At 39.6% G+C, this 19,977-nt stretch carries 26 protein-coding genes and 1 other annotated feature; of the genes, 4 read left to right on the top strand and 22 right to left on the bottom strand.

Annotated features, from left to right (window positions below; translation table 11 throughout):
• Positions 1 to 4: 4 nt before the first annotated feature.
• The 3 genes from LMB57_RS05555 to LMB57_RS05545 all read right to left on the bottom strand — a co-directional run bounded on the left by LMB57_RS05555 (position 5) and on the right by LMB57_RS05545 (position 1,711).
• Positions 5 to 343: a winged helix-turn-helix transcriptional regulator gene (locus tag LMB57_RS05555; RefSeq protein ID WP_003664081.1), complete on the bottom strand. Its 339-nt coding sequence runs from the start codon at positions 341 to 343 to the stop codon at positions 5 to 7.
• A 20-nt stretch (positions 344 to 363) separates the two neighbouring features.
• Positions 364 to 870: an HD domain-containing protein gene (locus LMB57_RS05550; protein ID WP_229272267.1), complete on the bottom strand. Its 507-nt coding sequence runs from the start codon at positions 868 to 870 to the stop codon at positions 364 to 366.
• Positions 871 to 934: 64 nt separating this feature from the next.
• Positions 935 to 1,711, bottom strand: coding sequence for a TrmH family RNA methyltransferase (locus tag LMB57_RS05545; RefSeq protein WP_229272268.1), 777 nt, complete (start codon positions 1,709 to 1,711; stop codon positions 935 to 937).
• Between the two features lie 98 nt (positions 1,712 to 1,809).
• Here LMB57_RS05545 and LMB57_RS05540 point away from each other — a divergent pair, with 98 nt between their 5' ends.
• From LMB57_RS05540 to LMB57_RS05525, 4 genes are all read left to right on the top strand, one after another.
• Positions 1,810 to 2,085, top strand: coding sequence for an acylphosphatase (locus LMB57_RS05540; protein WP_229272269.1), 276 nt, complete (start codon positions 1,810 to 1,812; stop codon positions 2,083 to 2,085).
• A 98-nt stretch (positions 2,086 to 2,183) separates the two neighbouring features.
• A complete protein-coding gene (yidC, locus tag LMB57_RS05535) occupies positions 2,184 to 3,134 on the top strand; it encodes a membrane protein insertase YidC (RefSeq protein WP_229272270.1) in 951 nt (316 codons plus the stop codon).
• 63 nt (positions 3,135 to 3,197) lie between these two features.
• Positions 3,198 to 3,608, top strand: coding sequence for a peptide deformylase (locus LMB57_RS05530; protein WP_229272271.1), 411 nt, complete (start codon positions 3,198 to 3,200; stop codon positions 3,606 to 3,608).
• Between the two features lie 78 nt (positions 3,609 to 3,686).
• Complete coding sequence (locus tag LMB57_RS05525; RefSeq protein WP_229272272.1) at positions 3,687 to 5,066, top strand: MATE family efflux transporter; 1,380 nt, start codon at positions 3,687 to 3,689, stop codon at positions 5,064 to 5,066.
• A gap of 81 nt (positions 5,067 to 5,147) precedes the next feature.
• On the opposite strand, the gene yjeM is transcribed toward LMB57_RS05525, so the two are convergent.
• The 19 genes from yjeM to nrdR all read right to left on the bottom strand — a co-directional run bounded on the left by yjeM (position 5,148) and on the right by nrdR (position 19,969).
• Positions 5,148 to 6,641, bottom strand: a complete 1,494-nt coding sequence (yjeM, locus tag LMB57_RS05520) for a glutamate/gamma-aminobutyrate family transporter YjeM (RefSeq protein WP_229272273.1) — start codon at positions 6,639 to 6,641, stop codon at positions 5,148 to 5,150.
• Between the two features lie 194 nt (positions 6,642 to 6,835).
• The gene (locus tag LMB57_RS05515; RefSeq protein WP_229272274.1) at positions 6,836 to 8,311 is read right to left on the bottom strand and encodes a HAMP domain-containing sensor histidine kinase; all 1,476 of its coding nucleotides are present in this window, start codon (positions 8,309 to 8,311) and stop codon (positions 6,836 to 6,838) included.
• A 12-nt stretch (positions 8,312 to 8,323) separates the two neighbouring features.
• Positions 8,324 to 9,010, bottom strand: coding sequence for a response regulator transcription factor (locus LMB57_RS05510; RefSeq protein ID WP_003664091.1), 687 nt, complete (start codon positions 9,008 to 9,010; stop codon positions 8,324 to 8,326).
• Between the two features lie 223 nt (positions 9,011 to 9,233).
• On the bottom strand, positions 9,234 to 9,413 hold the full coding sequence (gene rpmF, locus LMB57_RS05505) for a 50S ribosomal protein L32 (protein ID WP_003664092.1): 180 nt from the start codon (positions 9,411 to 9,413) through the stop codon (positions 9,234 to 9,236).
• A 54-nt stretch (positions 9,414 to 9,467) separates the two neighbouring features.
• The gene (locus tag LMB57_RS05500) at positions 9,468 to 10,025 is read right to left on the bottom strand and encodes a DUF177 domain-containing protein (protein ID WP_003664093.1); all 558 of its coding nucleotides are present in this window, start codon (positions 10,023 to 10,025) and stop codon (positions 9,468 to 9,470) included.
• A gap of 130 nt (positions 10,026 to 10,155) precedes the next feature.
• Positions 10,156 to 11,289, bottom strand: coding sequence for a nucleotidyltransferase (locus LMB57_RS05495; protein ID WP_229271735.1), 1,134 nt, complete (start codon positions 11,287 to 11,289; stop codon positions 10,156 to 10,158).
• Positions 11,290 to 11,300: 11 nt separating this feature from the next.
• Positions 11,301 to 12,041: a class I SAM-dependent DNA methyltransferase gene (locus tag LMB57_RS05490; RefSeq protein ID WP_229271734.1), complete on the bottom strand. Its 741-nt coding sequence runs from the start codon at positions 12,039 to 12,041 to the stop codon at positions 11,301 to 11,303.
• Positions 12,041 to 12,397: a ribosome silencing factor gene (gene rsfS / locus LMB57_RS05485; protein ID WP_229271733.1), complete on the bottom strand. Its 357-nt coding sequence runs from the start codon at positions 12,395 to 12,397 to the stop codon at positions 12,041 to 12,043. The genes LMB57_RS05490 and rsfS overlap by 1 nt, the downstream gene beginning before the upstream one ends.
• A complete protein-coding gene (yqeK, locus tag LMB57_RS05480) occupies positions 12,397 to 13,011 on the bottom strand; it encodes a bis(5'-nucleosyl)-tetraphosphatase (symmetrical) YqeK (protein WP_229278084.1) in 615 nt (204 codons plus the stop codon). Before yqeK ends, rsfS begins: the two co-directional genes overlap by 1 nt.
• Positions 13,004 to 13,648: a nicotinate-nucleotide adenylyltransferase gene (locus LMB57_RS05475; protein ID WP_229278083.1), complete on the bottom strand. Its 645-nt coding sequence runs from the start codon at positions 13,646 to 13,648 to the stop codon at positions 13,004 to 13,006. Before LMB57_RS05475 ends, yqeK begins: the two co-directional genes overlap by 8 nt.
• 21 nt (positions 13,649 to 13,669) lie before the next feature.
• Entirely contained in the window at positions 13,670 to 13,981 is a 312-nt protein-coding gene (gene yhbY / locus LMB57_RS05470; RefSeq protein WP_003664099.1) for a ribosome assembly RNA-binding protein YhbY, read from the bottom strand.
• Between the two features lie 23 nt (positions 13,982 to 14,004).
• Positions 14,005 to 15,132 (bottom strand): ribosome biogenesis GTPase YqeH, encoded by a 1,128-nt coding sequence (yqeH, locus tag LMB57_RS05465; RefSeq protein ID WP_229271730.1) that lies wholly within the window; start codon positions 15,130 to 15,132, stop codon positions 14,005 to 14,007.
• Complete coding sequence (locus LMB57_RS05460) at positions 15,125 to 15,655, bottom strand: YqeG family HAD IIIA-type phosphatase (RefSeq protein ID WP_229271729.1); 531 nt, start codon at positions 15,653 to 15,655, stop codon at positions 15,125 to 15,127. Before LMB57_RS05460 ends, yqeH begins: the two co-directional genes overlap by 8 nt.
• A gap of 152 nt (positions 15,656 to 15,807) precedes the next feature.
• A complete protein-coding gene (gene rplT / locus LMB57_RS05455) occupies positions 15,808 to 16,161 on the bottom strand; it encodes a 50S ribosomal protein L20 (RefSeq protein ID WP_003664105.1) in 354 nt (117 codons plus the stop codon).
• Between the two features lie 44 nt (positions 16,162 to 16,205).
• Complete coding sequence (gene rpmI, locus LMB57_RS05450) at positions 16,206 to 16,403, bottom strand: 50S ribosomal protein L35 (protein ID WP_003664106.1); 198 nt, start codon at positions 16,401 to 16,403, stop codon at positions 16,206 to 16,208.
• A gap of 22 nt (positions 16,404 to 16,425) precedes the next feature.
• Positions 16,426 to 16,938: a translation initiation factor IF-3 gene (gene infC / locus LMB57_RS05445; protein ID WP_003664107.1), complete on the bottom strand. Its 513-nt coding sequence runs from the start codon at positions 16,936 to 16,938 to the stop codon at positions 16,426 to 16,428.
• Positions 16,939 to 16,980: 42 nt separating this feature from the next.
• Positions 16,981 to 17,117 (bottom strand) — a sequence feature (ribosomal protein L20 leader region).
• A 46-nt stretch (positions 17,118 to 17,163) separates the two neighbouring features.
• A complete protein-coding gene (dnaI, locus tag LMB57_RS05440; protein WP_229271728.1) occupies positions 17,164 to 18,105 on the bottom strand; it encodes a primosomal protein DnaI in 942 nt (313 codons plus the stop codon).
• Between the two features lie 20 nt (positions 18,106 to 18,125).
• Positions 18,126 to 19,487 (bottom strand): replication initiation and membrane attachment family protein, encoded by a 1,362-nt coding sequence (locus LMB57_RS05435; RefSeq protein WP_229278082.1) that lies wholly within the window; start codon positions 19,485 to 19,487, stop codon positions 18,126 to 18,128.
• 17 nt (positions 19,488 to 19,504) lie between these two features.
• Complete coding sequence (gene nrdR / locus LMB57_RS05430; RefSeq protein WP_003668489.1) at positions 19,505 to 19,969, bottom strand: transcriptional regulator NrdR; 465 nt, start codon at positions 19,967 to 19,969, stop codon at positions 19,505 to 19,507.
• Positions 19,970 to 19,977: the final 8 nt, after the last annotated feature.

Raw genomic sequence — 19,977 nt, 5'->3', positions numbered from 1 at the left:
TATTTTAAATCCACTTGTCACTCCATGCATGAACAGCTTCCATGACTGGGCGCAATTCTTGACCACGCTCAGTCAAAGAATAATCTACCCGACTAGAACCTTCGTAAGTGTTACGAATAACAATTTGTTCATCTTCGAGTTCTTTTAATCGTTCACATAAGACTCGATCGCTGCACTTTGCAATGCTACTGGCAATATCCTTAAATCGCATGTTGCCATTTTTAAGTAGCACTTCAATGATTAATCCATTCCATTTCTTTCCCAAGATCATAAACGTACGTGTAAATTTTGGACAAAGTTTACAGTCTTCATCAAGCGCCTTTTCTGCTACTAATTGTTCCATAATTTAACTCTCCTTCTCCTCTACCAAGTTGTTCGCATCCGACGTTTCTTAATCTTTCGACGCATCTTTGCACGTAGCGGGCCAAAGAATTCATGCTCTGCTTCAAAATCATCAACTAGCGATACAATTAAACTCTCCGGGTAGCGCGGCACTGCCAACGTTGCGCCAAACATATGCTTAAGGATAATATCCTTTTCTTTTTTATTTAACGGGGTTAGCTTTTCAGCATTGCGTAATGCAACTCGGGGATGAATAAATGCATGGGTTCCTAAATTAAACTTAGTCGTCCGCCAATCATAATAAAAGAGATCATGCAAGAGACCTGCCCGTGCAGTACTGCGATAATCAAGATGCATTTTTTTAGCAATTTTGTAGCTATCATACGAAACCGCAATAGAATGTTGCAGGCGGGTAGAGTGATGATGCTGAGTATAGTTCGCTAGCTTTTGGACAGCTGGCTGGGCTAAAAGATCGGCAACAATTGAAACATACTCTTTATCGGCGCGCCATTCATTTTTTGATTTCATGTAATACCCCTTTTCTATATTATTGCAATTATCATACACGATTTTAACGAGAAAATAAATTAATTTAAGCTAGATTTTGATTAAGCTGAAACATTAAGATTCCTGCAGAAATAGCCACATTAAGCGATTCCGCTTCACCACGCATCGGAATATAGAGATTATCAGTTGTCTGTGAAAGAAGATCACCGCTCATCCCCTGGCCTTCATTGCCCATGATTAAAGCAAAAGTATCACCAGGATCAACAGTCCGGAAGTTCTTGGCTTGAGGATTCAGTTGTGTTCCATACACCGGAGCATTGATTGATTTAAAATCATCAATCCACTTTCTTAAGTCACCCTCAAACATTTGAAGATGGAATTGGCTTCCTTGCATTGAACGAACAACTTTGGGACCAAATAAGTCTGCTGAGCGTTGTCCAACTACTACTCCAGTAAACCCAGCGGCATCCGCTGTTCGCACCATTGTCCCCACATTTCCTGGGTCTTGAACGCGGTCGAGGAAAAGCCATGCCCCATGCAATGGTCCTGCCGGTAAACGATGAGAATCTGGTAAAGCAACAACCGCAGCAATCCCTTGAGGCGTTACCGTATCAGTAATATGCTTCATGATCTCTTCAGTAACTTCATAGGTTGCATTAGCCATTCCTTCAAGTTCTGGATGGGCAGCTAATTGTTCAGCTGTTCCTACTACTTCTAAGAGCTCGATTCCTGCTTTGGATGCTTCTTGAACTAAGTGCCAGCCATCTAACAGGTAAGTACCAGTCTGGCGCCGTGCTTTTTTGGTTTGCAGCTTTTTCCAATCTTTAACGTGCTGATTATGAATTGATGTTAATTGTTCCATATATTTTGCATACTCCTTCTTGTTAATTAAATTATACCATGTTCCTGTTGTACAATTGTTATTAACTAATAATAAGTTTTCATTAAGGAGTTTTAATTATGGTTAATTATCATCTTACCATTACTGGACGCGTTCAAGGCGTTGGTTTCCGCTGGAGCGTCTATCAGTTGGCACAGCAAGCAGGAATAGAAGGAATCGTTATGAATAAGCAAGACGGGAGTGTTTATTGCGAATTGCAGGGGCCCAGTGAGATTGTTAAACAATTAATCTCTAAAATTAAAGCTGGACCCACCCCCTATGCTCGAATTAATAAGGTTAAAATCAGCAAGGGAACTCTTCAACACTACCATCATTCATTTCAAATCACGCATTAGTTCGCGATTAGCGGTAGAATTCAATTCCTGAATAGAGTAAAATACGTACTATTAACGTAATTAATATACAAAGAAATAAGGGAGTTTGATTCATTAATATGAAACGAAAACGAATAACAATCGCTGGTGGTCTCTTTACCCTCTTGTTACTTCTTAGCGGATGTGTACGGACTACCAAGAGCGGTCGGCCATACGGGTTTGTCTATGATTATATGGCTAAACCAATGCAGCATTTGATGGAATGGTTAGCCAGCCACATGGGCAATAACTACGGTTGGGCAATTATTGTCATTGTGGTAGTCGTGCGAACAATTCTTTTACCAGTGATGTTCTCACAAATGAAAAAATCAACCATTATGCAAGAAAAGATGTCCAAAGTTCAACCATTGATTAAAGAGCTAACAGAAAAACAAAAAGCGGCTAAGACCCCTGAAGAACAGGCTGCCGTTAGTCAACAAATGATGGCTCTTTACCGGGATAACAATATTAGCTTAACTGGCGGAATCGGCTGTCTTCCATTGTTAATTCAGTTACCAATTTTTGCCGCCTTATATGCTGCTATCCGTTATTCTCCAGACCTTTACCACGCAACTTTCTTTGGAATTCCACTTGGTAAACCAAGCATTATCTTAGCGGTCTTATCTTTTATCGCCTATGCTGCCCAGAGTTATCTTGGGCTTGTCGGTGTTCCTGAAGCCCAGAAGAAGCAAATGAAAGCTGCTATTTGGATGAGTCCTTTCATGACCTTCTTTATCTCCATCACTTCTTCTGCCGGATTAGGTCTTTACTTCTTCATCGGTGGACTATTTGCTATCTTACAAACTTTGATGGTTAATGCCTACCGTCCGCGGATTCGTCGCCAAATTGAAGAAGAAAGCAAGAAAAATCCAATTAAAATGCCTAAAGCACCAGTAATTAACACCCCTAGTTCTTCAACTAAAACGACTGATGCAATTAACCAATTACGTAAAGGCGATGCCAAGCCAAGCGATCAAGTAAACCATAATCGTCAACGCAATGCTGGTAAACAGCAACATCATAAAAAATAATTATCAAAAAGCTGGGAGAAAGCAAAAGTTTTTTCTCAGCTTTGTTTTTTCGGAGGAATATACATGATTAAACCAATTATTAAAGACCAACAATTACTTGCAAAAAAAGCACACCTCACTACTAAAGCTGATTTGCCCCTTGCAAACGATCTTAGCGATACGCTTAATGCTCACCAAGCTGAATGTGTTGGAATGGCTGCCAATATGATAGGCGTAAACAAGAATGCAATTATTGCACGAATCGGGCCCTTTAATGTCGTAATGTTTAATCCGCAAATCGTCGCTAAAAGTCACCCTTATCAAACTACAGAAGGATGTCTTTCGTTAAGCGGAACGCGTCCTACTAAACGGTATAAGCAGATTACTGTTAAGTTTCGTAATCAGAGCTGGCAAATACAAACATTAGAACTCACAGATTTTGCTGCTGAGATTGTCCAACATGAAATTGACCATTGTAATGGAATTATAATATAAGCAATGAGAATATTTGCTAAAATATCAATAAATGAAATAAGGAAAGTAGAATCGCCGGGTTCTGCAACAAATTAATTTATGCTTCTCAAACAGGCGTCCAACAGGGAGGATGGGAGCAAGTTTTGTGGAGGTTTTAATATGGATTCACCAATGTCAATTACGAAAGAAGTACAGCATTATGTTATTCGTAATGTTGTCGCCACCCTCGGGATGTCAATGTATGTTATTATTGACACCCTTTTTATTTCAATCGCGGCGGGGGCTTTAGGCTTAACCACGCTTAACCTGGTACTGCCCCTATTCAACGTTTTCAACGGCACTGGGTTATTACTGGGAGTCGGTGGTGCCACAATCTTTTCGTTAAATAAGGTTATGCATCCTGAGAGAATAAAATCATTATTTAGTCAACTGATGATTTTTGCTTTTTCTTTCGGTCTTATCCTAGCAATCTTATTAAACATTTTTGCGACTCCAGTAGTTAATTTTCTTGGGGCAGATGATGCAACTCGTCAGATGGCAATCGTTTATTTACGAATAATTTCATGGAGTGGACCTCTCTATATGGTTAACTACATTGCCATTAATTTCATTCGTAATGATGGTAATCCTACGTTAACCATGAAGGCTACCTTAACCGAAACATTATCTGTTATCCTCATCGACTGGTTTTTTATCTTTGGAATGGGTCTTAAATTAGAAGGAGCAGCATTGGCGGTATTATTCTCGCCAGCAATTAGCTTGGTGGTTTTAAGTTTTCATCGAAAGTTTGCCGGACGACAATTAGAATGGCACTGGGTTGTCCCTCACCTAAGAAACATTTGGCGTTCAGCACGCTTAGGAGTTGCTTCAGCATTAAACGAATTAAGTACTGGTGTTAGTATCTATTTCTTTAACCATGTTTTCTTGCAACTAGCCAATAACTATGCTGTTGCCGCATATGGCGTTATTTCCAACATTGCCATCGTTGTGCTAGCAATTGCTAATGGGGTAGCGCTCGGTGTTCAACCGCTTGCTAGTCGGGAATTTGGTAAACACGAATATAAGAATGTATCAATGACGTTAAAAAATGGGATGATCATTACCCTCTTTCTGGCAACAATCAGCTTTATTATCCTGATTACCTTTAAGCATCCCATTATTGAAGTTTTTAATACTTCTCATTCTAGCCAACTCCTCTCCTATGCTAGTGTTGGTCTTCCAATTTACTTTACAAGTGTATTCTTCAGTGCGTTAAATCTATTATTTATTCTTTTCTTAACAGCAATAGGATCAGCGCAGGCGTCATTTTCTTTATCAATTCTTCGTGGTTATATTATTCTTCTCCCCGCGATCTTTATTCTGGCAAAAGTTGCCGGAATCAACGGGGTCTGGGCAGCAGTTCCCTTTACTGAATTTGTTATTACTTGCATCGGTGGAATTATCATCTACCAGCGACTTAAAAAATTGAATAAAGAGTAAGTGGAAAATCTTCTCGTTAAGGCTCACATAAATAAAGAGACTATTGAAAAATTTTTTGATTTTTTCAATAGTCTCTTTTATCTACTTTGTAATCTTCTTTGATGCGTGATGGTAGAAAATCCAGGCCACAATTCCAAAGAAAACTGGACCAAATGCCGTCCAGAATGCAGTTTGAAAATCATGCTCAATAATCGGTTGGATACATGTAAAGATGATTCCTAGGCAAACAATTATTTCAACAAAGATAACTAATACATTTGTCCAGAAATGGTTCTTAAATACCACAAAATCATGTGGAATATCCTTCTTTTGAAAGAATGGGAATGCACCAACAAGGAAGATATAAGGGGCACAGGTTGAAACATTAACCATATCTGTCAAGATTTGGTAAAAACCAGCTGCTGCTGAACCGCCGAATGCAACTAAGAAAATAATACACGAAACAAAAATTGCCTGAATCCACATTGCATATGCCGGCATCCCATGTTTGTTCAGGGTCACAATTTTTTTAGGCCATAACTCAGGATTAGCTCCCATGATAAAGGACTTAATCGGGGAGTAAACTAATAGGAACATCGCTCCTAACATCCCCATCAAGCCAGCTAACGCAATCATTCGCGTAAAGAGAACACCAAGAAAAATATTAGTAGCATGACTTAACCCTAGCGAAACACCTAGTTGGTATCCTAATTGGTTAAAGACAACATAAGTAACATTACCCAAGTTAACACTTGATTTTGCAATAACATGATTGTAGTTAACGCTAAAGCCAGTCATTAAAATCATTAGCACATAACTGCCAATCGTTAAGAGCGAACCAATAACTAAGCCTCTTGGAAATGTCTTCGCCGGATTTTTCATACTATCAGTAACTCCACCAAGATTTTCCATTCCACCATATGCAAAGATTGCGTAAACAACGAATGAAATAATCGCAATTGGCGTCTTAAAAGCAGGATTGGGCGATTCGATAAAACTGCTAATACCATGAATAGGCTGGGCAGTAACTCCCTTGTTAGCAATAATCGTCACTAAACTTGCAATAATGAAAATTGCATTCATTCCAATCATAAACGCTCCACCAAACGAGCTGATTTTCGTAATCCCATTAATCCCCTGGGAACTCAGCAAGGTTACAAGTAAGACAAAAAGAATTGCTAAAATACCAATTAACTGATTAGAATTAAAAATCCAAAAGTGCCATTGTTGAGTAGTATCATGGCCAAATAATAGTGCAGACAATGTTATCCAAAGTCGAGAAGCACTGGATACTAGCCACAGAACCCAACTCGCTAACCAAATAAAGGTTCCGATAAAGGCCAGCCGTTCTCCTATCGAACCAGCTAACCATGAATAGATTCCACCTTTTGCGTCCTTAAATGCCGAACCATATTCAGCCATCATCAAACAACAGGGGAAGAAAAAACAAACTCCAGCAAGGATGTACCAAAACATCCCCGCATACGCCATTTGATCATAAGCTATCGAAACATTACCAAATCCATATATTGTCGAAATAATCATTAACACCAATGTTGGCGTTGTGATTAATTTGTTCTGCTCTTTCGCAGCCACTCCTATTCAACTCCTCAATAAAAATTCTCATATTTAGTATCCGTTTTCATTATACCCCCCTTGGTTGAAAACATCGCTTATTTTATCGGCCATTGAGCGAACAATTAAATAAAAATATTTTGTAATAAAAAAGTGAGGATAGAAGCAAAAGTTTCTTAGCGATCATCCTGCTTCTATTCTCACATCTTAAATATTTATTTTTTTGTCTCTGGATCTTCAATAATGGGTAAGATGATTCTAAACAATGATCCAGCACCGACTGAACTCTCTAGGGTAATTGAACCATGGTAACCTTCAATTAGGCGCTTGGCAATTGAAAGACCCAATCCATTACCGCCCTTTTTACGACTACGAGCCTTATCTACTCGATAGAAGCGATCAAAGACCCGTTTTACATTTTCCGGTGAGATCCCTTCACCAAAGTCTTGAATACCAATTTCAACGGTATTCATCCCTCGTGAAAGAATAATATGGATCTCTTTATGGTCGTCAGTAGAATATTTGACTGCATTGTCACATAAAATTACAAGGACCTGTTCAAGATGATCGCGATAAATATCAACCATAATTGGTTCTTTCAGATCATCATCCAAACGGAAAGTAAAGTCTGGATATAGCATCTTAAAGTTATTGTAGACTTGATGAACCACATCATTAACAATCGTATGCTGGTTGCGGAAATTGATCTCTACTTGCTCTGCTCGGCTCAAATCAAGCATTTCTTGAACCAGGTTTTTCATCCGGCGCGTCTCAATTAACGTTGCTTTTATTGAATCATCCAACACTTTCGGATCATCCTTGCCCCATCGTTGAAGCATCTCTAAGTGTCCTTGAATAATCGCAACCGGCGTCCGTAATTCATGACTAACATCACTGACAAATTGTGACTGCTGATCGATATACCGTTGCATCCGATCAAGCATTTCATTAAACATTGTTATCAATTCTGCTAGTTCGTCGTTACGATTGGTAGTTGGTACCCGGACATCTTTAGTAGGATCTGCACTAATCTCCTTAACCGTATCATGAATTCCATCTAATGGTCGAAGGAGAAAGAGGGAAAGAAAGTATCCCAACAGACCACTCGCAATCACAACCAGACAGAGAGCCAAGATACATACTAATGCCAACTGATGATAACTTTGCATATAAGCATCAAGGTTATTTTCAACTTGTAAGTACCCAATCAACTGCCGATTATTCTGACCATAAATTGGCATCTGTCCGACCAACACATCATGATCAGGCCCAGCAGCAATATGAATATTGCGATTAGTCGTAAACTGTGGCTTTTTAATATAACGACCAGTACTCAAAATATTCTTTCCATCAGGATTATAAATGTTAATAACCAAGTGTCCATCACTTAATTCCTTAATTACCGGTCGTTTATATTCCTCTCCAGAAATAATATTCGACCGGTTTCTGTCTGGATCAATAAGGTGGCTAACATTCTTTTTGGTTAAGGGCTTATCAATAGTACTTAATTGTCTACTAATATTGGTCATCCCTTGATTCAATAATTGTCTTTCTTGATGAAATAAATTTTGCGTAAACGCGCTAAACAGTGCCATCGCAATGATACAAAAGATGATTAATGACCCTAATGCCGTTCCAGCTGCCCACTTAATTTTTAGTGAAACAAACCGTCTTTCATCTTTTTGCTTCATAATTGATCATTCCTAGGAGCGAATCACATATCCAGTACCACGAACCGTTTGGATGTAGCTCTTTTCACCAGGACGGTCGATCTTATTCCGCAAGTACCGAATATAAACATCAACAACATTGGTTTCAACCTTGGAATCATAGCCCCATACCTTACTCAAAAGGTCTTTCCGTGACATAACAACATTGATATTTTCCATTAAGATCAATAGTAATTCGTATTCCCGCTTTGTAAGGTTAATTACTTCATCGCCGCGACGAACAACCCGATTCTCTTTTTCAATGGTAAGGTCCTTGTAATTGACCGTTGTTTGATGTTCCTTATTATTTCCATCTTCAATACTGATTCGCCGCAATAACGCCCGCACCCGTGCAAGAAGCTCTTCAATAGCAAACGGCTTAACAATATAATCATCTGCCCCGTGATCTAATCCAGAAACACGGTCAATAACAGAATCACGAGCAGTCATGATAATAATCGGTGTATCTTTTAATTCACGAACCCGCCGTGCAACTTCAATCCCATTTAACTCTGGGAGCATTAAATCTAGCAAAATCACGTCAAAGTCTTGGTTTAAAGCTGCTTCTAATCCGGCGCGACCATCAAGTTCAACATCTGTATCGTAGCCTTCATGCTTTAATTCAAGTTCTACAAAATTTGCTAAATTTTCCTCATCCTCAATAATTAAAATTCGACTCATTAATAACTCACCTACTATAATAATCTTTGTTACTTGTTATACGTATTAATAAAACACAATAATTTTATCACAATTTTTTAATAAACCCCAGTATTCTCTAAACTAAAAATCTCGATTTATCAAGGAATTAGATTATATCATTTTTTACTTATAAATTCTTAGAAAATTTTAAAATAAAAAAACTATCCTAGGTCCGGCGCCTAAAGGATAGCTTTTATATTAATTAGTTGTTAGTGTTAACAACTTGCTTGCCGTCGTAGTAACCACAACTTGGGCATACCATGTGGGACTTGCGAAGTTCACCACAGTTTGGGCAAGGAGTAAGGCCAGGTACATTTAACTTGATGTGACCCCGACGCATACGCTTCTTAGTCTTTGAAGTCTTCCGTGCTGGAACAGCCATGTTTGACACCTCCTAAGAAATTAGAATTATCCACAAATGGTTTTTAACCGTCCGCTATTTTTTGTTATCTTGATCAGGAAAAAGGTTTTGCAACTTAGCGAGACGTGGATCAACTTTATCATCTTTCTGCTGCTGGGCCTTGTAGTCATCTTCAGAGATAACACTCCAGCCTTTTCCATTTGGCATTGGTTTGCCAGATTTTTCTTCGGCAGAAAGGACCCGTAGTGGTACCTGTTCAACGATATTTTCCGCTAATGCAGTATCAAAATCAATTGAATCACCCTTTTTAATAAGGAAAACAACCTCATCTTCATCCTCATAGCGAGCAAAATGTGAACGATCATCGATATACGTCTCCGAGAACGTAAAATCGAGTGGTAATTGAACGGGTGTTAACGAGCGACTAGATGGAACGGTTAACGTCGTCGTAACATGAGCGCTAATCGTTGCATCACCATCGTCATAAGTAACGTAACCATCAACTTTAACTGGTTGAACAGCTAAAATAATATCTGGAAACAGCTTCGTTAATGATGCGTTCAGATCAAAAGTACTTTGAATATGAAGTGGTTCATCTTGGTAACGATGTAATTCAGCTAACGACCATTTCAACGTACTAACCTCCTAATGCAACATGTGCAATTATACTAGTCCCCTTATACGTTGTCAATGTTTTTTCCTTGACAACCTTTTAAGAGAACCAAATCTACTTAGAATATTTTACCAAACTTTATCAAAGACGTTAATTAATAATTATCGGCGGGTGCTTCAAATCCTGCTCAATTGGTGTAAATAGTTGATATAGCTTCCCTGCACGGTAATCAAGGTTAAGCAACTGATCGCGCATTTCCTGATCTACTTTTGTAATCAGCGGTAAATTAACCTGCTTTTTCACCTGATGAAGGTATTCACGTCCTTGTTTATTAAAGGCTAAGACATGAAGATAAGGGTGTTTACTATGTTCATCTACTTCCTCTTGAGTAATCTGTAAGATAGTGTATAAATAAACCCGCAATAAGTGGGCATAGGTATACCGTTTAGTCTTGGTGAATTTCATAAATGAATTAAAGTCAAGACTCCGCTGGGCAGCCTCTTTCATCCGGTATTCTAGTCCCTCTGCCATTAAGTAAGTCGACTGAAGGGTTGAAACAGGTGCTTGGATGAGCTGATTCCGCAACAAAGGATAAAGTTCTGTCCATGAGGGAATACTCTTTATTGTCGTCAATATCTCTCCCATCACCTGTGGAACAGCTTGCCGGTAATCGCCCTTTTCACTGATTGCCTGGCGGATTGCACTCGCACTCGCAATCTTGCCTTTAATTTGCTGGTCATGATAGTTACTCCCCTGTCGCTTGATAGGCAGCAATTCAAAATGATACCCCTGATTAATTTTTGCTTTAGTATAAGCAAAAGCTAAAATATCATTAGGATTAATGAGTGTGACACCAGTTTGTTCCTTCAACTGTTGGTTAAATTGGGTAGCATAAGTTGCATTATACTTATTAAAACTTTCCTGGTTAAAGGCTTCTTCAGCTTTCACTAAACGTGCGAAATCCCATTCTGGATGCTCGCTCCCAAAAACAATCGAATCAACGCTAAGAGCATTTAAGAGACTCAGCGCTCCTTCTGCAAATCGGTGTGCTGGTTGGACGGCGTAAAAAACGGGCAATTCAATTACAAGATCAACACCGTTCATCACTGCCGTCCTGGCCCGTGACCACTTATCAACAATTGTCGGTTCACCACGCTGAGTAAAATTACCGCTCATTACCGCGACCGTTACATCCGCCCCGGAAATTTTTTTCGCTTGCTGAAGGTGGTAGCGATGCCCATTGTGAAATGGATTATATTCAACAACCATCCCTACTGCTTTCATGTGAACTCTCCTTATTTATGACACTTAAAGAACCATCGTGTTGGATTTTCTTCTTTAATAGAAGTTGAGAAATTTGATCCTACTTCAACGGAACTAAAGCCGGCTTTAGACAACATCTGCTTTAACAAGGGTAATTCATAAGCACGCTCATAATGGGTTTCTCCAACACGATTATAGCGTCCATCATTATCTCGAGTGAAAAAAGCTAATTCGTGAATCACACCATGATCAACCTCATCGTCTTTAAAAGACTGCCACATGAATGCCCGTTGATGATCTTCATCTTCATAGTTGAACATATACCCCGGATAAACGACATCAGTTTGATAAGGAGAAATGACATCAAATAAAAAGACACCGTTATCTTTCAAGTGCTCAGCAATTTCATTGAAGGTCTTTTGAACGGCCGCTGCTCCATCTAAATAGCAAAAAGAGTCCGCATAACAAGTGATCGCATCATACTGCGGTAAAGCACTGAGGTCCTGCATATCAGCTTGCAAGAGATGTAGATTAACCCCTGCTTCCGCCGCATGTTGATCGGCAATACTAAGCATCTCAGCAGAAAAATCAGCAACTGTTACGTCAAATCCACGAGCAGCCAGCATTACTCCCAATCGTCCACTACCGCCAGCTAAATCTAAAATGTTCTTAGTATCCGCAGGAAGGTTTTTAATTGTGAATTCTTCCCACTTCTGATACATTTCAGGATCAAAAAGCTGGTCATATAACTGGGCAAAACTTTGATAAATCATTAATCATTAATCCAGTCGTTAATATTGACAATGGGTGCGTCGGCCCATAATTTTTCAAGGTTATAGAATTGACGAGTTTCTTCACGGAAAACATGAACAACCACATCACCAAGGTCAACCAATACCCATTGAGCATGGTTTTTACCTTCAACGCTACCAATCTTGACATTTTCTTCATGTGCTTTTTCAACAATGGCATTCGTGATCGCCTGGACTTGACGATCTGAGCCTCCCGTCATAATAACGAAATAATCAGCCATTGGACTAATCTCATCAACTTTAAGGGCGACGATATCTTCTGCGCGCCGACCATCGGCAGCCTTGACAACCATTTCTAATAATTGTTTACTATCCATTAATCTATCTCTCCTTCATATTGCGGAACCCATGCATTATAGGTATCTATTGTTTTTGGATATACCGGCTTTCCATTTTCAATCAAATAAGCCAGCGTATGTTTTGTTTGGTAAGCAACCCCTGCTTGAAGGTTCGCCGCTGTAATTACTCGTGCCTTTTTTACGCCGGCAAAGTCCCGACCCGGCTCAATATAATCAGCCATGTAAATAACCTGCTCGAGTTTTGTCATTACTGGCGCCCCAGTAGTATGGTGGCGAACCGCATTTAGGATATCTTCATCCCAAATCTCTAATTCATCCTTGATTAGCTCTGCACCAACTACTCCATGCCAAATTGCATTACCATAATCTAAGAGCAGTGGATTAAGCCCTTTTTTCTTAATCTCGGCAATAAAATCTTTGTCAGGACGCTGTTTGGCATAATCATGACACAGGCCTGCAATACTAGCTTTTTCAACATCAACCCCGTATTGCTCAGCTAACTTAATCGCTGTCTCTTCCACACGTAACACATGCTGAAATCGTTTGTCCTTTAACGCCTTTTTGAGACGGTCGATAAGTTCAGACCGTGTCATTGGAATATAACTTTTATTATAAACTAATTTTTCATTCACGATATAATTGATGCTCCTCAATAAACTTGCTTACGGCATCTCGGACCATATACTTGATTGATTGACCATGTTGCACCCGTTGTCGAATATCGGTTGAACTAAAATCAACTGTTGGGACATCTACCCAAATCACTGGATATTGTGTCTCATTCTTCGCTCTTTGACGATGGACGCCGACAAAATGAAAATGTGGCAAACGAATTAAATCATTGATCCGGTACCACTTGTCAAGATAATCGACCATATCCCCACCAATAATAAAGTAATAATCCACATCAGGGTGCTTATCTAACAAATACTTAATAGTATCGTAAGTATAGCTGACTCCTCCCCGCTCTAATTCGGCATGCTCAATCCCTAAAAAAGGGTTATCATCAACTGCTAATTCGAGCATCTGTAACCGCAAGTGCGGATCAAGCGAATCTTTATGATCAACATGGGGAGGTTTAGCATCCGGTAAAAAGTCAACCCGATCAAGACAAAGGGCATGACCAACCTGATCCGCCATAAATAGGTGAGCATTGTGAATAGGATTAAATGTTCCCCCATAGAGGCCAATTCGCTTACGGGGTCTACTAACCTTAGTCTCCGGTTGTGCCTGGGTTTGCACCTTGTCTACTACACTACAGCTTTGCAAAACCGTCACTCCTACTTTTACTTAGATTTCAGCTACTCGTGATGACAATTCACGGGCATCCTTATTTGCTGAAACCTTAAATAAAACTAATACCCGACCAATAACTTGAACTACTTGAATAGAAGTTTTTTCTTCAATTAATTCACGAACTTCATCAGTTGTCACATCTGAGTTTTGCAAAATGCTAACCTTAATTAATTCTCGACGGTCGAGTGCGCCATCTAATTGAGCAAGCCAATTGTCAGTCAGACCATCTTTACCCACAGAAAATAGTGGTTGAAGGTGGTTCGCTTGTGCTCGTAAAAATCGTTTTTGTTTTCCTCTTAATTGCATAAGTCTTTCCTTTCAAATATTAATTAAATCATTGCGCGCCGTACTAGAGCCCCAACGCCTTTCGGAACCCATGCAGCAACAGTTGTTTTTGCAGGAACGGTAATCCACCCTAGACCCTCAAAGACGATATCGCTCTTTTCGGTAATGTGGAATTCATAACGTTCTAATGGTGGGAACTCATCCTTTTCATCGCTAGTCGGTGGGGTAAGCAAATCTCCTAAGTGTTTAGCATAGAAATTATCAGCATTGCTTAACTTTGTACGGTGAATTGGTAAATTATTATCAAAGTAAGCAACCATTCCCGCACGTTCACCATGAAGATAATCAAACCGCGCAACGCCGCCTAAGAATAATGTCTGACCATCATTTAATTGGTAAGTCTTTGGTTTAATCTCTTTTTGGGGCGCCACAATCTTCAAGTCTTTTGGCGATAAAACATGGGCCATTTGTTCTTGATGGATAATTCCAGGAGTATCAACTAAAACATGCCCATCATCAAGCGGAATTTCAATCTTATCAAGAGTCGTTCCTGGGAAGCGTGAAGTAGTGATCAATTCTTTTACTCCCGTTCGTTGCTTGATAATTTGGTTTATTAACGTTGATTTTCCAACATTGGTAACACCTACAACATAAACGTCTCGATTGTGCCGGTATTTTTCAATCACATCAAGTAAGTGGTCAATTTGATGGTTCTTTTTAGCTGAAACAAGAACCGTATCAATTGGACGCAATCCGGCAATATTTGCCTGTTGACGAATCCAGTCAGTTAACTTTGGCCGCCGTAGAGAACGTGGCAGCAAGTCTTCCTTATTTCCAACTAATAGTACGGGATTATCACCAACAAAACGATGTAAGCCCGGAATTAGACTTCCATTAAAGTCAAAAACATCAACAACATACACAATTAAAGCATTGGCATCCCGAATCTGATTTAATAAGCGCAGAAAATCATCATCCGTTAATGACACTGGAGCAATTTCATTGTAGTGTCGCAAACGGAAACAACGTTGACAATATAATTCTCCCGTTTCCTTTCCCTTCTCAAGGGCTGACTTAGGCGTATAACCCAAGTCATTAGGATCTTCCGTTTGGATAATACTTCCACAACCTATACAACGTAATTCTTCAGTTTGTTGTTCTTGTTCAGTCATTCAAATCCTCCTGCCATTTTAAATCTGGATATTTTTTGTTTAGGCTCTTCCAAACACGGCGTTCAAAGAAGCGATTAATACGGGTATCCCACTTATCCGTATTTAATAGCGGACGTACTAAAATGCTGCGAATACCCGCTTGGTTAGCCGCAGCAACATCAGTCAATAACTGGTCACCAACCATAACCACTTCATCTTTTGCTAAATTAAGTTTTTTTCGTGCACGATCAATCCCAAAACTTAAAGGCTTTAATGATCGCGAAACGAATGGAAGATCAAGGCTATTAACAGCTTTCCCAACTCGTTCCTTACTATTATTAGAAATAACAATTAGCGGAATATGGGCTTCCCGTAAAGAATCCATCCATTCCTTTAATTCTGGAGTTCCATCTGGATTGTTCCAAGCAATCAAGGTATTATCCAGGTCACTAAAAACAGCTCGCACTCCCTGCGCTTTTAATTGGGCAGGAGAAACAGAATATATTGTATTAACCATCCATGTTGGTTTAAATATCTCTAACAAAGTTGCACCTCATCAAATTTAATATTTCAATCGGTTAACCCGATTAAATGTTCTAGTATTTAATTATATCGTGTGCTTTACTTGGAAAGCAACTAATAAAAAAGGCCGCTTATCATGCATACGCATCATAAGCGACCGAAGATTATTTAGGCTTAGTTAAGAGCTTTCTTAGCTTCGTCAACGAGTGCCTTGAATGCATCTGCATCGTTAACAGCTAAATCAGCTAACATTTTACGGTTAATGTCAATGTTAGCAACCTTTAAGCCGTGCATTAACTTGCTGTAACTAATGTCGTTCATACGTGCAGCAGCGTTAATCCGAGCAATCCAAAGTTCACGGAACTTACGCTTGTTGACCTTACGATCACGGAAAGCGTAAGTGTAACTCTTCATTACTTGGTCTTTAGCAGTCTTGAAAAGACGGTGCTTTGAACCACGGTAACCCTTTGCTAACTTCATAATGCGCTTGCGACGTGCACGCGTAACAGTTCCACCTTTAACTCGCATGTTGAAATCCTCCTACGTATATTAAATAGTTATTTTTGTGAAGTTTACTTAAATGGTAATAACTTCTTGTAACGCTTTACGTTGGTCTTGTCCATCATGCTCAAACCACGTAATTGACGACGTTGCTTCTTAGTCTTACCGTGGAAACGGTGACTAGTGAATGAGTTTCCACTCTTGAATCCACCATTAGCTGTACGCTTGAAACGCTTGGCAGCAGCACGGTTACTCTTCATCTTTGGCATAACTAATTCCTACCTTCTTAAATTAATTCTTTGCTTTATCAGCAGCCGGAGCAAGAGTTAAGAAAATACTCCGCCCTTCCATCTTCGGACGTTGAACAACAGTAGCGATGTCTGAAGTTTCTTCAGCCATTCGTTCAATCATGTCACGACCGATATCCTTATGGGTAATAGCACGACCACGGAAACGTAATGAAATCCGCACCTTATCGCCCTTTTCAATGAACTTACGAACACGCTTTAACTTAACATTAAAGTCATTAGTATCAATTGATGGACTAAGGCGAATTTCCTTAACCGTTATCGTCTTTTGCTTCTTACGAGCTTCACGCTCTTTCTTTTGCATCTCGAAACGGTACTTCCCATAATCCATAATGCGGGCAACAGCTGGGCGTGCCTTTGGCGCAACTAATACTAGGTCTAAATTAGCTTCTTCAGCTAACTGTAGAGCTTCACGCTTAGACTTAATGCCCAATTGTTCACCATCTTGACCGATTAACCGCACTTCCCGTGCACGAATACCGTTATTGACAATCATATCTTGTGCTATGGCAACGCACCTCCAATTTTTTTAGCGAAAGATCAAGCAAAAAAGCGAGGTACAAAAGTACCCCGCTTCATAACAACGACCTTATCCTAGTGGCCGATTATCATTCATCTCGTCAGCCCGGCGATCGATATCACCTAGGCGAGAAGCGGGTGCTTCTGCTTTTTCTTTCAACGTTTATTAGCTTACTAAATTCAAAGTTTAATGTCAAGAACTTTATCCCTTATCCCGCAAATTCTTTCCTTCCATTTCAATCTCACGTGATAAGTACTTGATTCTTTCCATAATTCGGGCCGCTTTGAGGGGTTCATTATCGCCTTGCGCATTGATAGCAAGGTGGTTATTTTGCAACTCATCCATTGAAAAATTAGAACTAAAGAAGGTTGGTAATTCTTCTTGCATCCGATATTCTAAGATCACTCCTAAAATATCATCTCTTACCCACGTTGTCATTGCACCAGCCCCAATATCATCAAGCATTAAAATCGGTGCCCGTTTAATAGCATCTAATTTTTCGCCAGTATTGTTTTGCTTGATCGAATTCCGCATTTCAACAGCAAAACTAGGGAAATGAACCATCGTTGTTGCAATTCCTTTACTCTTAGCGAGTTCATTAGCAATTGCTCCAAGGAGATATGTTTTTCCGACTCCAAATTTCCCATATAGGTAAAGCCCTGGTTGAAACTTATCTTTTTGATAATTATCTGTAAAATCCATGGCTGCTTGAATTGCCTTTGTTCGCGTATCAGTCTGGGTATCTTCATTTAAATAATAATCATCATATGACGCATTTTTAATGAACTTAGGCATATTAATCGAATTAACTAGCCGTTGAATATAGCGTTGGCGCTGTCGTTTTAATAACTGTTTAGTTGGAACGTAGGTTACGTCAATTTGTCCTGCACTGATAACCAATTGTGGAGAATATCCTGGGGCAACAGTTGGCACGCCTTTTTCAATTAATTGCTTTTCATGAAAAAACTCATAAAGCTTTGATTGCCCCCGTTTAATCGCTTCTTTACTAAGACGATCACGATTTTCGTTTAAGAAGGCTTGAACATCTTTATCCATATAAACTTGCTTCATCGTTTGTTGGATATTGTTTGCGATATTTTGACCGCGCATTAACTCTTGTAAAGTTTTGTTTAGTGACTGCATGCTGCCACCTCCTTTAGTTGCTACTTCTTCTTGCGATTAGCGATCCGTTCACGCAGTTTGGCAATTTCTTGTGAGGAAGCTTTTTTCATCAGCTCACTCGTATCTTTCTTGCTCCATGCTGGCATCGGTTCCTTAATCGTTTTGCGCCACTTATTTTTCTTTGACGTCTTTGCTTCCTTTTTCTTTTCTTGCGACTGCTTGTTAAAAGTTTTTAGTTGGACAATGGCTTGCTCTCCATTAATTATGCCATGTTGGAGCCAGTTATTGGCAATTGCATCGACAAAATTAGCGGTCAAAGTAGAATTTCCTCGGTCACTAATCACATACCAAGTTAAGATATTAATGGCATCTTGGGTAAGTTTTTCTTGCGCTACTAAACCTGTCAGAATATGACGTTCACCTGAAGTTACATAGCCACCTGTCTGCCCTTTAAGGACCTGCAGAAATTCGACTGGAGAGTAATCCTTAGCTGTCGCCAATAATTTCTGGTCTTTACTGGTCAGTTCACTATTTTCATTTGTCACCGGTGCTTCTTTTTCCGCTACTTTTGTCGTTGAGGAATAAACGATATTATAAGCAGATGCAACAATTTGCTTAAATTTTTTTGGATTGAAATGATTAGTTTTTAGATCAATCGACCGCAAAACCAATGTCTTCATCGTTGGCGCATCAATCCCATATAATTGATGTTCTAATAATATTAAGTCCCGATTATTTTCAAGGTCTGCACTGACAATTGGCTGATTAGCGAGTAAGTGAATTAGGGTTGACCAATCAAAGTCATCATTCATCCCCTTAGTTAACTGAGGTTGCTTTTCTACCGGTGATTGTTTTCGTGCCGTTAAAATTGCTTGTGGTGTTGCAGTAATTGACTGCGAATTAATATGAAACTCTTCAAAAAAGTTGTGACTCACATTAGTTAATGAAGTGTTAGAAGAAGCAAGCTTGTATTGCCGACTTTGCTTAATCAAACGTTCAAATGCTTCTTCTCCTACTTCTTCTAAAAGTAAAATACTCAGCAAATTATCAGCTAAAATTTTTTCTGGAGTAAGGGTCGGCTGCAATTCATAAACATATACGTCCCCGATCTCATCGTGCTGGAAATAAGTTTGAACTAAACCAACTGCCTCCAAACGATGAAGAGCCTCCAGCACTTGTTGACCCCCAGCATTTACCTGAGCTAACAGGTCACTTTGCAAGGTCCGGTTGGCAATCGTAGGATTAGGCAGCAGACGCGCTTTTAACGCATAAAAAAAGCTAAACGCAACTGGTCCTAAAATCGGCTGATAAAATGTTGCAAAAGTTTGGTCATTAAAACTAATAAATGCAGTGCTAGCCGTAACAACATAACCGGCTTGCGGATCAAAAGCTGCTGCAGTCATTTTACAGCCCTCCTAAGTTATTTTTTATGCTCTGCCTTCATCATGGTTTCAAGTTCACTCATAAAGGCATCAACGTCCTTAAATTGGCGGTAAACACTTGCAAAGCGAATATAGGCAATCTCATCGACGCCCTTTAATTCGTTCATCACAAATTTACCAATAATTTGACTGGAGACTTCGCTTTCACCAATGCTCCGGATTTGTTTTTCCACTTTATCTGCAATCTTGGTCAACCGCTCCATACTAACCGGGCGTTTTTCTGCCGAACGGACAATTCCATTGAGGATCTTTTGGCGACTGAATTCTTGGCGCGTACCATCTTTTTTAATTACTAGTAGTGGCGTTTCCTCGTACCGTTCAAAGGTTGTAAAACGAAAGCCACAATGAATGCACTCACGACGACGACGAATAAAGCTTCCGTCTTCGCTTGGCCGACTGTCGACAACCCGTGATCCATTTTTGTGACAATGTGGACAGCGCAATGTGTCCC

The organism is Limosilactobacillus secundus, assembly GCF_020784695.1.
In the GTDB taxonomy this organism is placed as follows: domain Bacteria; phylum Bacillota; class Bacilli; order Lactobacillales; family Lactobacillaceae; genus Limosilactobacillus; species Limosilactobacillus reuteri_F.
The sequence above is the reverse complement of the archived record's forward strand: the minus strand, read 5'-3'. Positions and strand labels throughout refer to the sequence as shown.

Coding starts and splice junctions, on each gene's coding strand:
- LMB57_RS05435 (WP_229278082.1), bottom strand. CDS start 19,487: ATGACTGCAGCAGCTTTTGATCCGCAAGCCGGTTATGTTGTTACGGCT.
- LMB57_RS05515 (WP_229272274.1), bottom strand. CDS start 8,311: ATGAAGCAAAAAGATGAAAGACGGTTTGTTTCACTAAAAATTAAGTGG.
- LMB57_RS05490 (WP_229271734.1), bottom strand. CDS start 12,041: ATGATTTATCAAAGTTTTGCCCAGTTATATGACCAGCTTTTTGATCCT.
- LMB57_RS05540 (WP_229272269.1), top strand. CDS start 1,810: ATGGTTAATTATCATCTTACCATTACTGGACGCGTTCAAGGCGTTGGT.
- LMB57_RS05550 (WP_229272267.1), bottom strand. CDS start 870: ATGAAATCAAAAAATGAATGGCGCGCCGATAAAGAGTATGTTTCAATT.
- rpmF (WP_003664092.1), bottom strand. CDS start 9,413: ATGGCTGTTCCAGCACGGAAGACTTCAAAGACTAAGAAGCGTATGCGT.
- rpmI (WP_003664106.1), bottom strand. CDS start 16,403: ATGCCAAAGATGAAGAGTAACCGTGCTGCTGCCAAGCGTTTCAAGCGT.
- LMB57_RS05530 (WP_229272271.1), top strand. CDS start 3,198: ATGATTAAACCAATTATTAAAGACCAACAATTACTTGCAAAAAAAGCA.
- LMB57_RS05510 (WP_003664091.1), bottom strand. CDS start 9,010: ATGAGTCGAATTTTAATTATTGAGGATGAGGAAAATTTAGCAAATTTT.
- rsfS (WP_229271733.1), bottom strand. CDS start 12,397: ATGGATAGTAAACAATTATTAGAAATGGTTGTCAAGGCTGCCGATGGT.
- yqeH (WP_229271730.1), bottom strand. CDS start 15,132: ATGACTGAACAAGAACAACAAACTGAAGAATTACGTTGTATAGGTTGT.
- yhbY (WP_003664099.1), bottom strand. CDS start 13,981: ATGCAATTAAGAGGAAAACAAAAACGATTTTTACGAGCACAAGCGAAC.
- LMB57_RS05555 (WP_003664081.1), bottom strand. CDS start 343: ATGGAACAATTAGTAGCAGAAAAGGCGCTTGATGAAGACTGTAAACTT.
- LMB57_RS05545 (WP_229272268.1), bottom strand. CDS start 1,711: ATGGAACAATTAACATCAATTCATAATCAGCACGTTAAAGATTGGAAA.
- yidC (WP_229272270.1), top strand. CDS start 2,184: ATGAAACGAAAACGAATAACAATCGCTGGTGGTCTCTTTACCCTCTTG.
- infC (WP_003664107.1), bottom strand. CDS start 16,938: ATGATTGTCAATAACGGTATTCGTGCACGGGAAGTGCGGTTAATCGGT.
- rplT (WP_003664105.1), bottom strand. CDS start 16,161: ATGCGAGTTAAAGGTGGAACTGTTACGCGTGCACGTCGCAAGCGCATT.
- LMB57_RS05495 (WP_229271735.1), bottom strand. CDS start 11,289: ATGAAAGCAGTAGGGATGGTTGTTGAATATAATCCATTTCACAATGGG.
- dnaI (WP_229271728.1), bottom strand. CDS start 18,105: ATGCAGTCACTAAACAAAACTTTACAAGAGTTAATGCGCGGTCAAAAT.
- LMB57_RS05525 (WP_229272272.1), top strand. CDS start 3,687: ATGCTTCTCAAACAGGCGTCCAACAGGGAGGATGGGAGCAAGTTTTGT.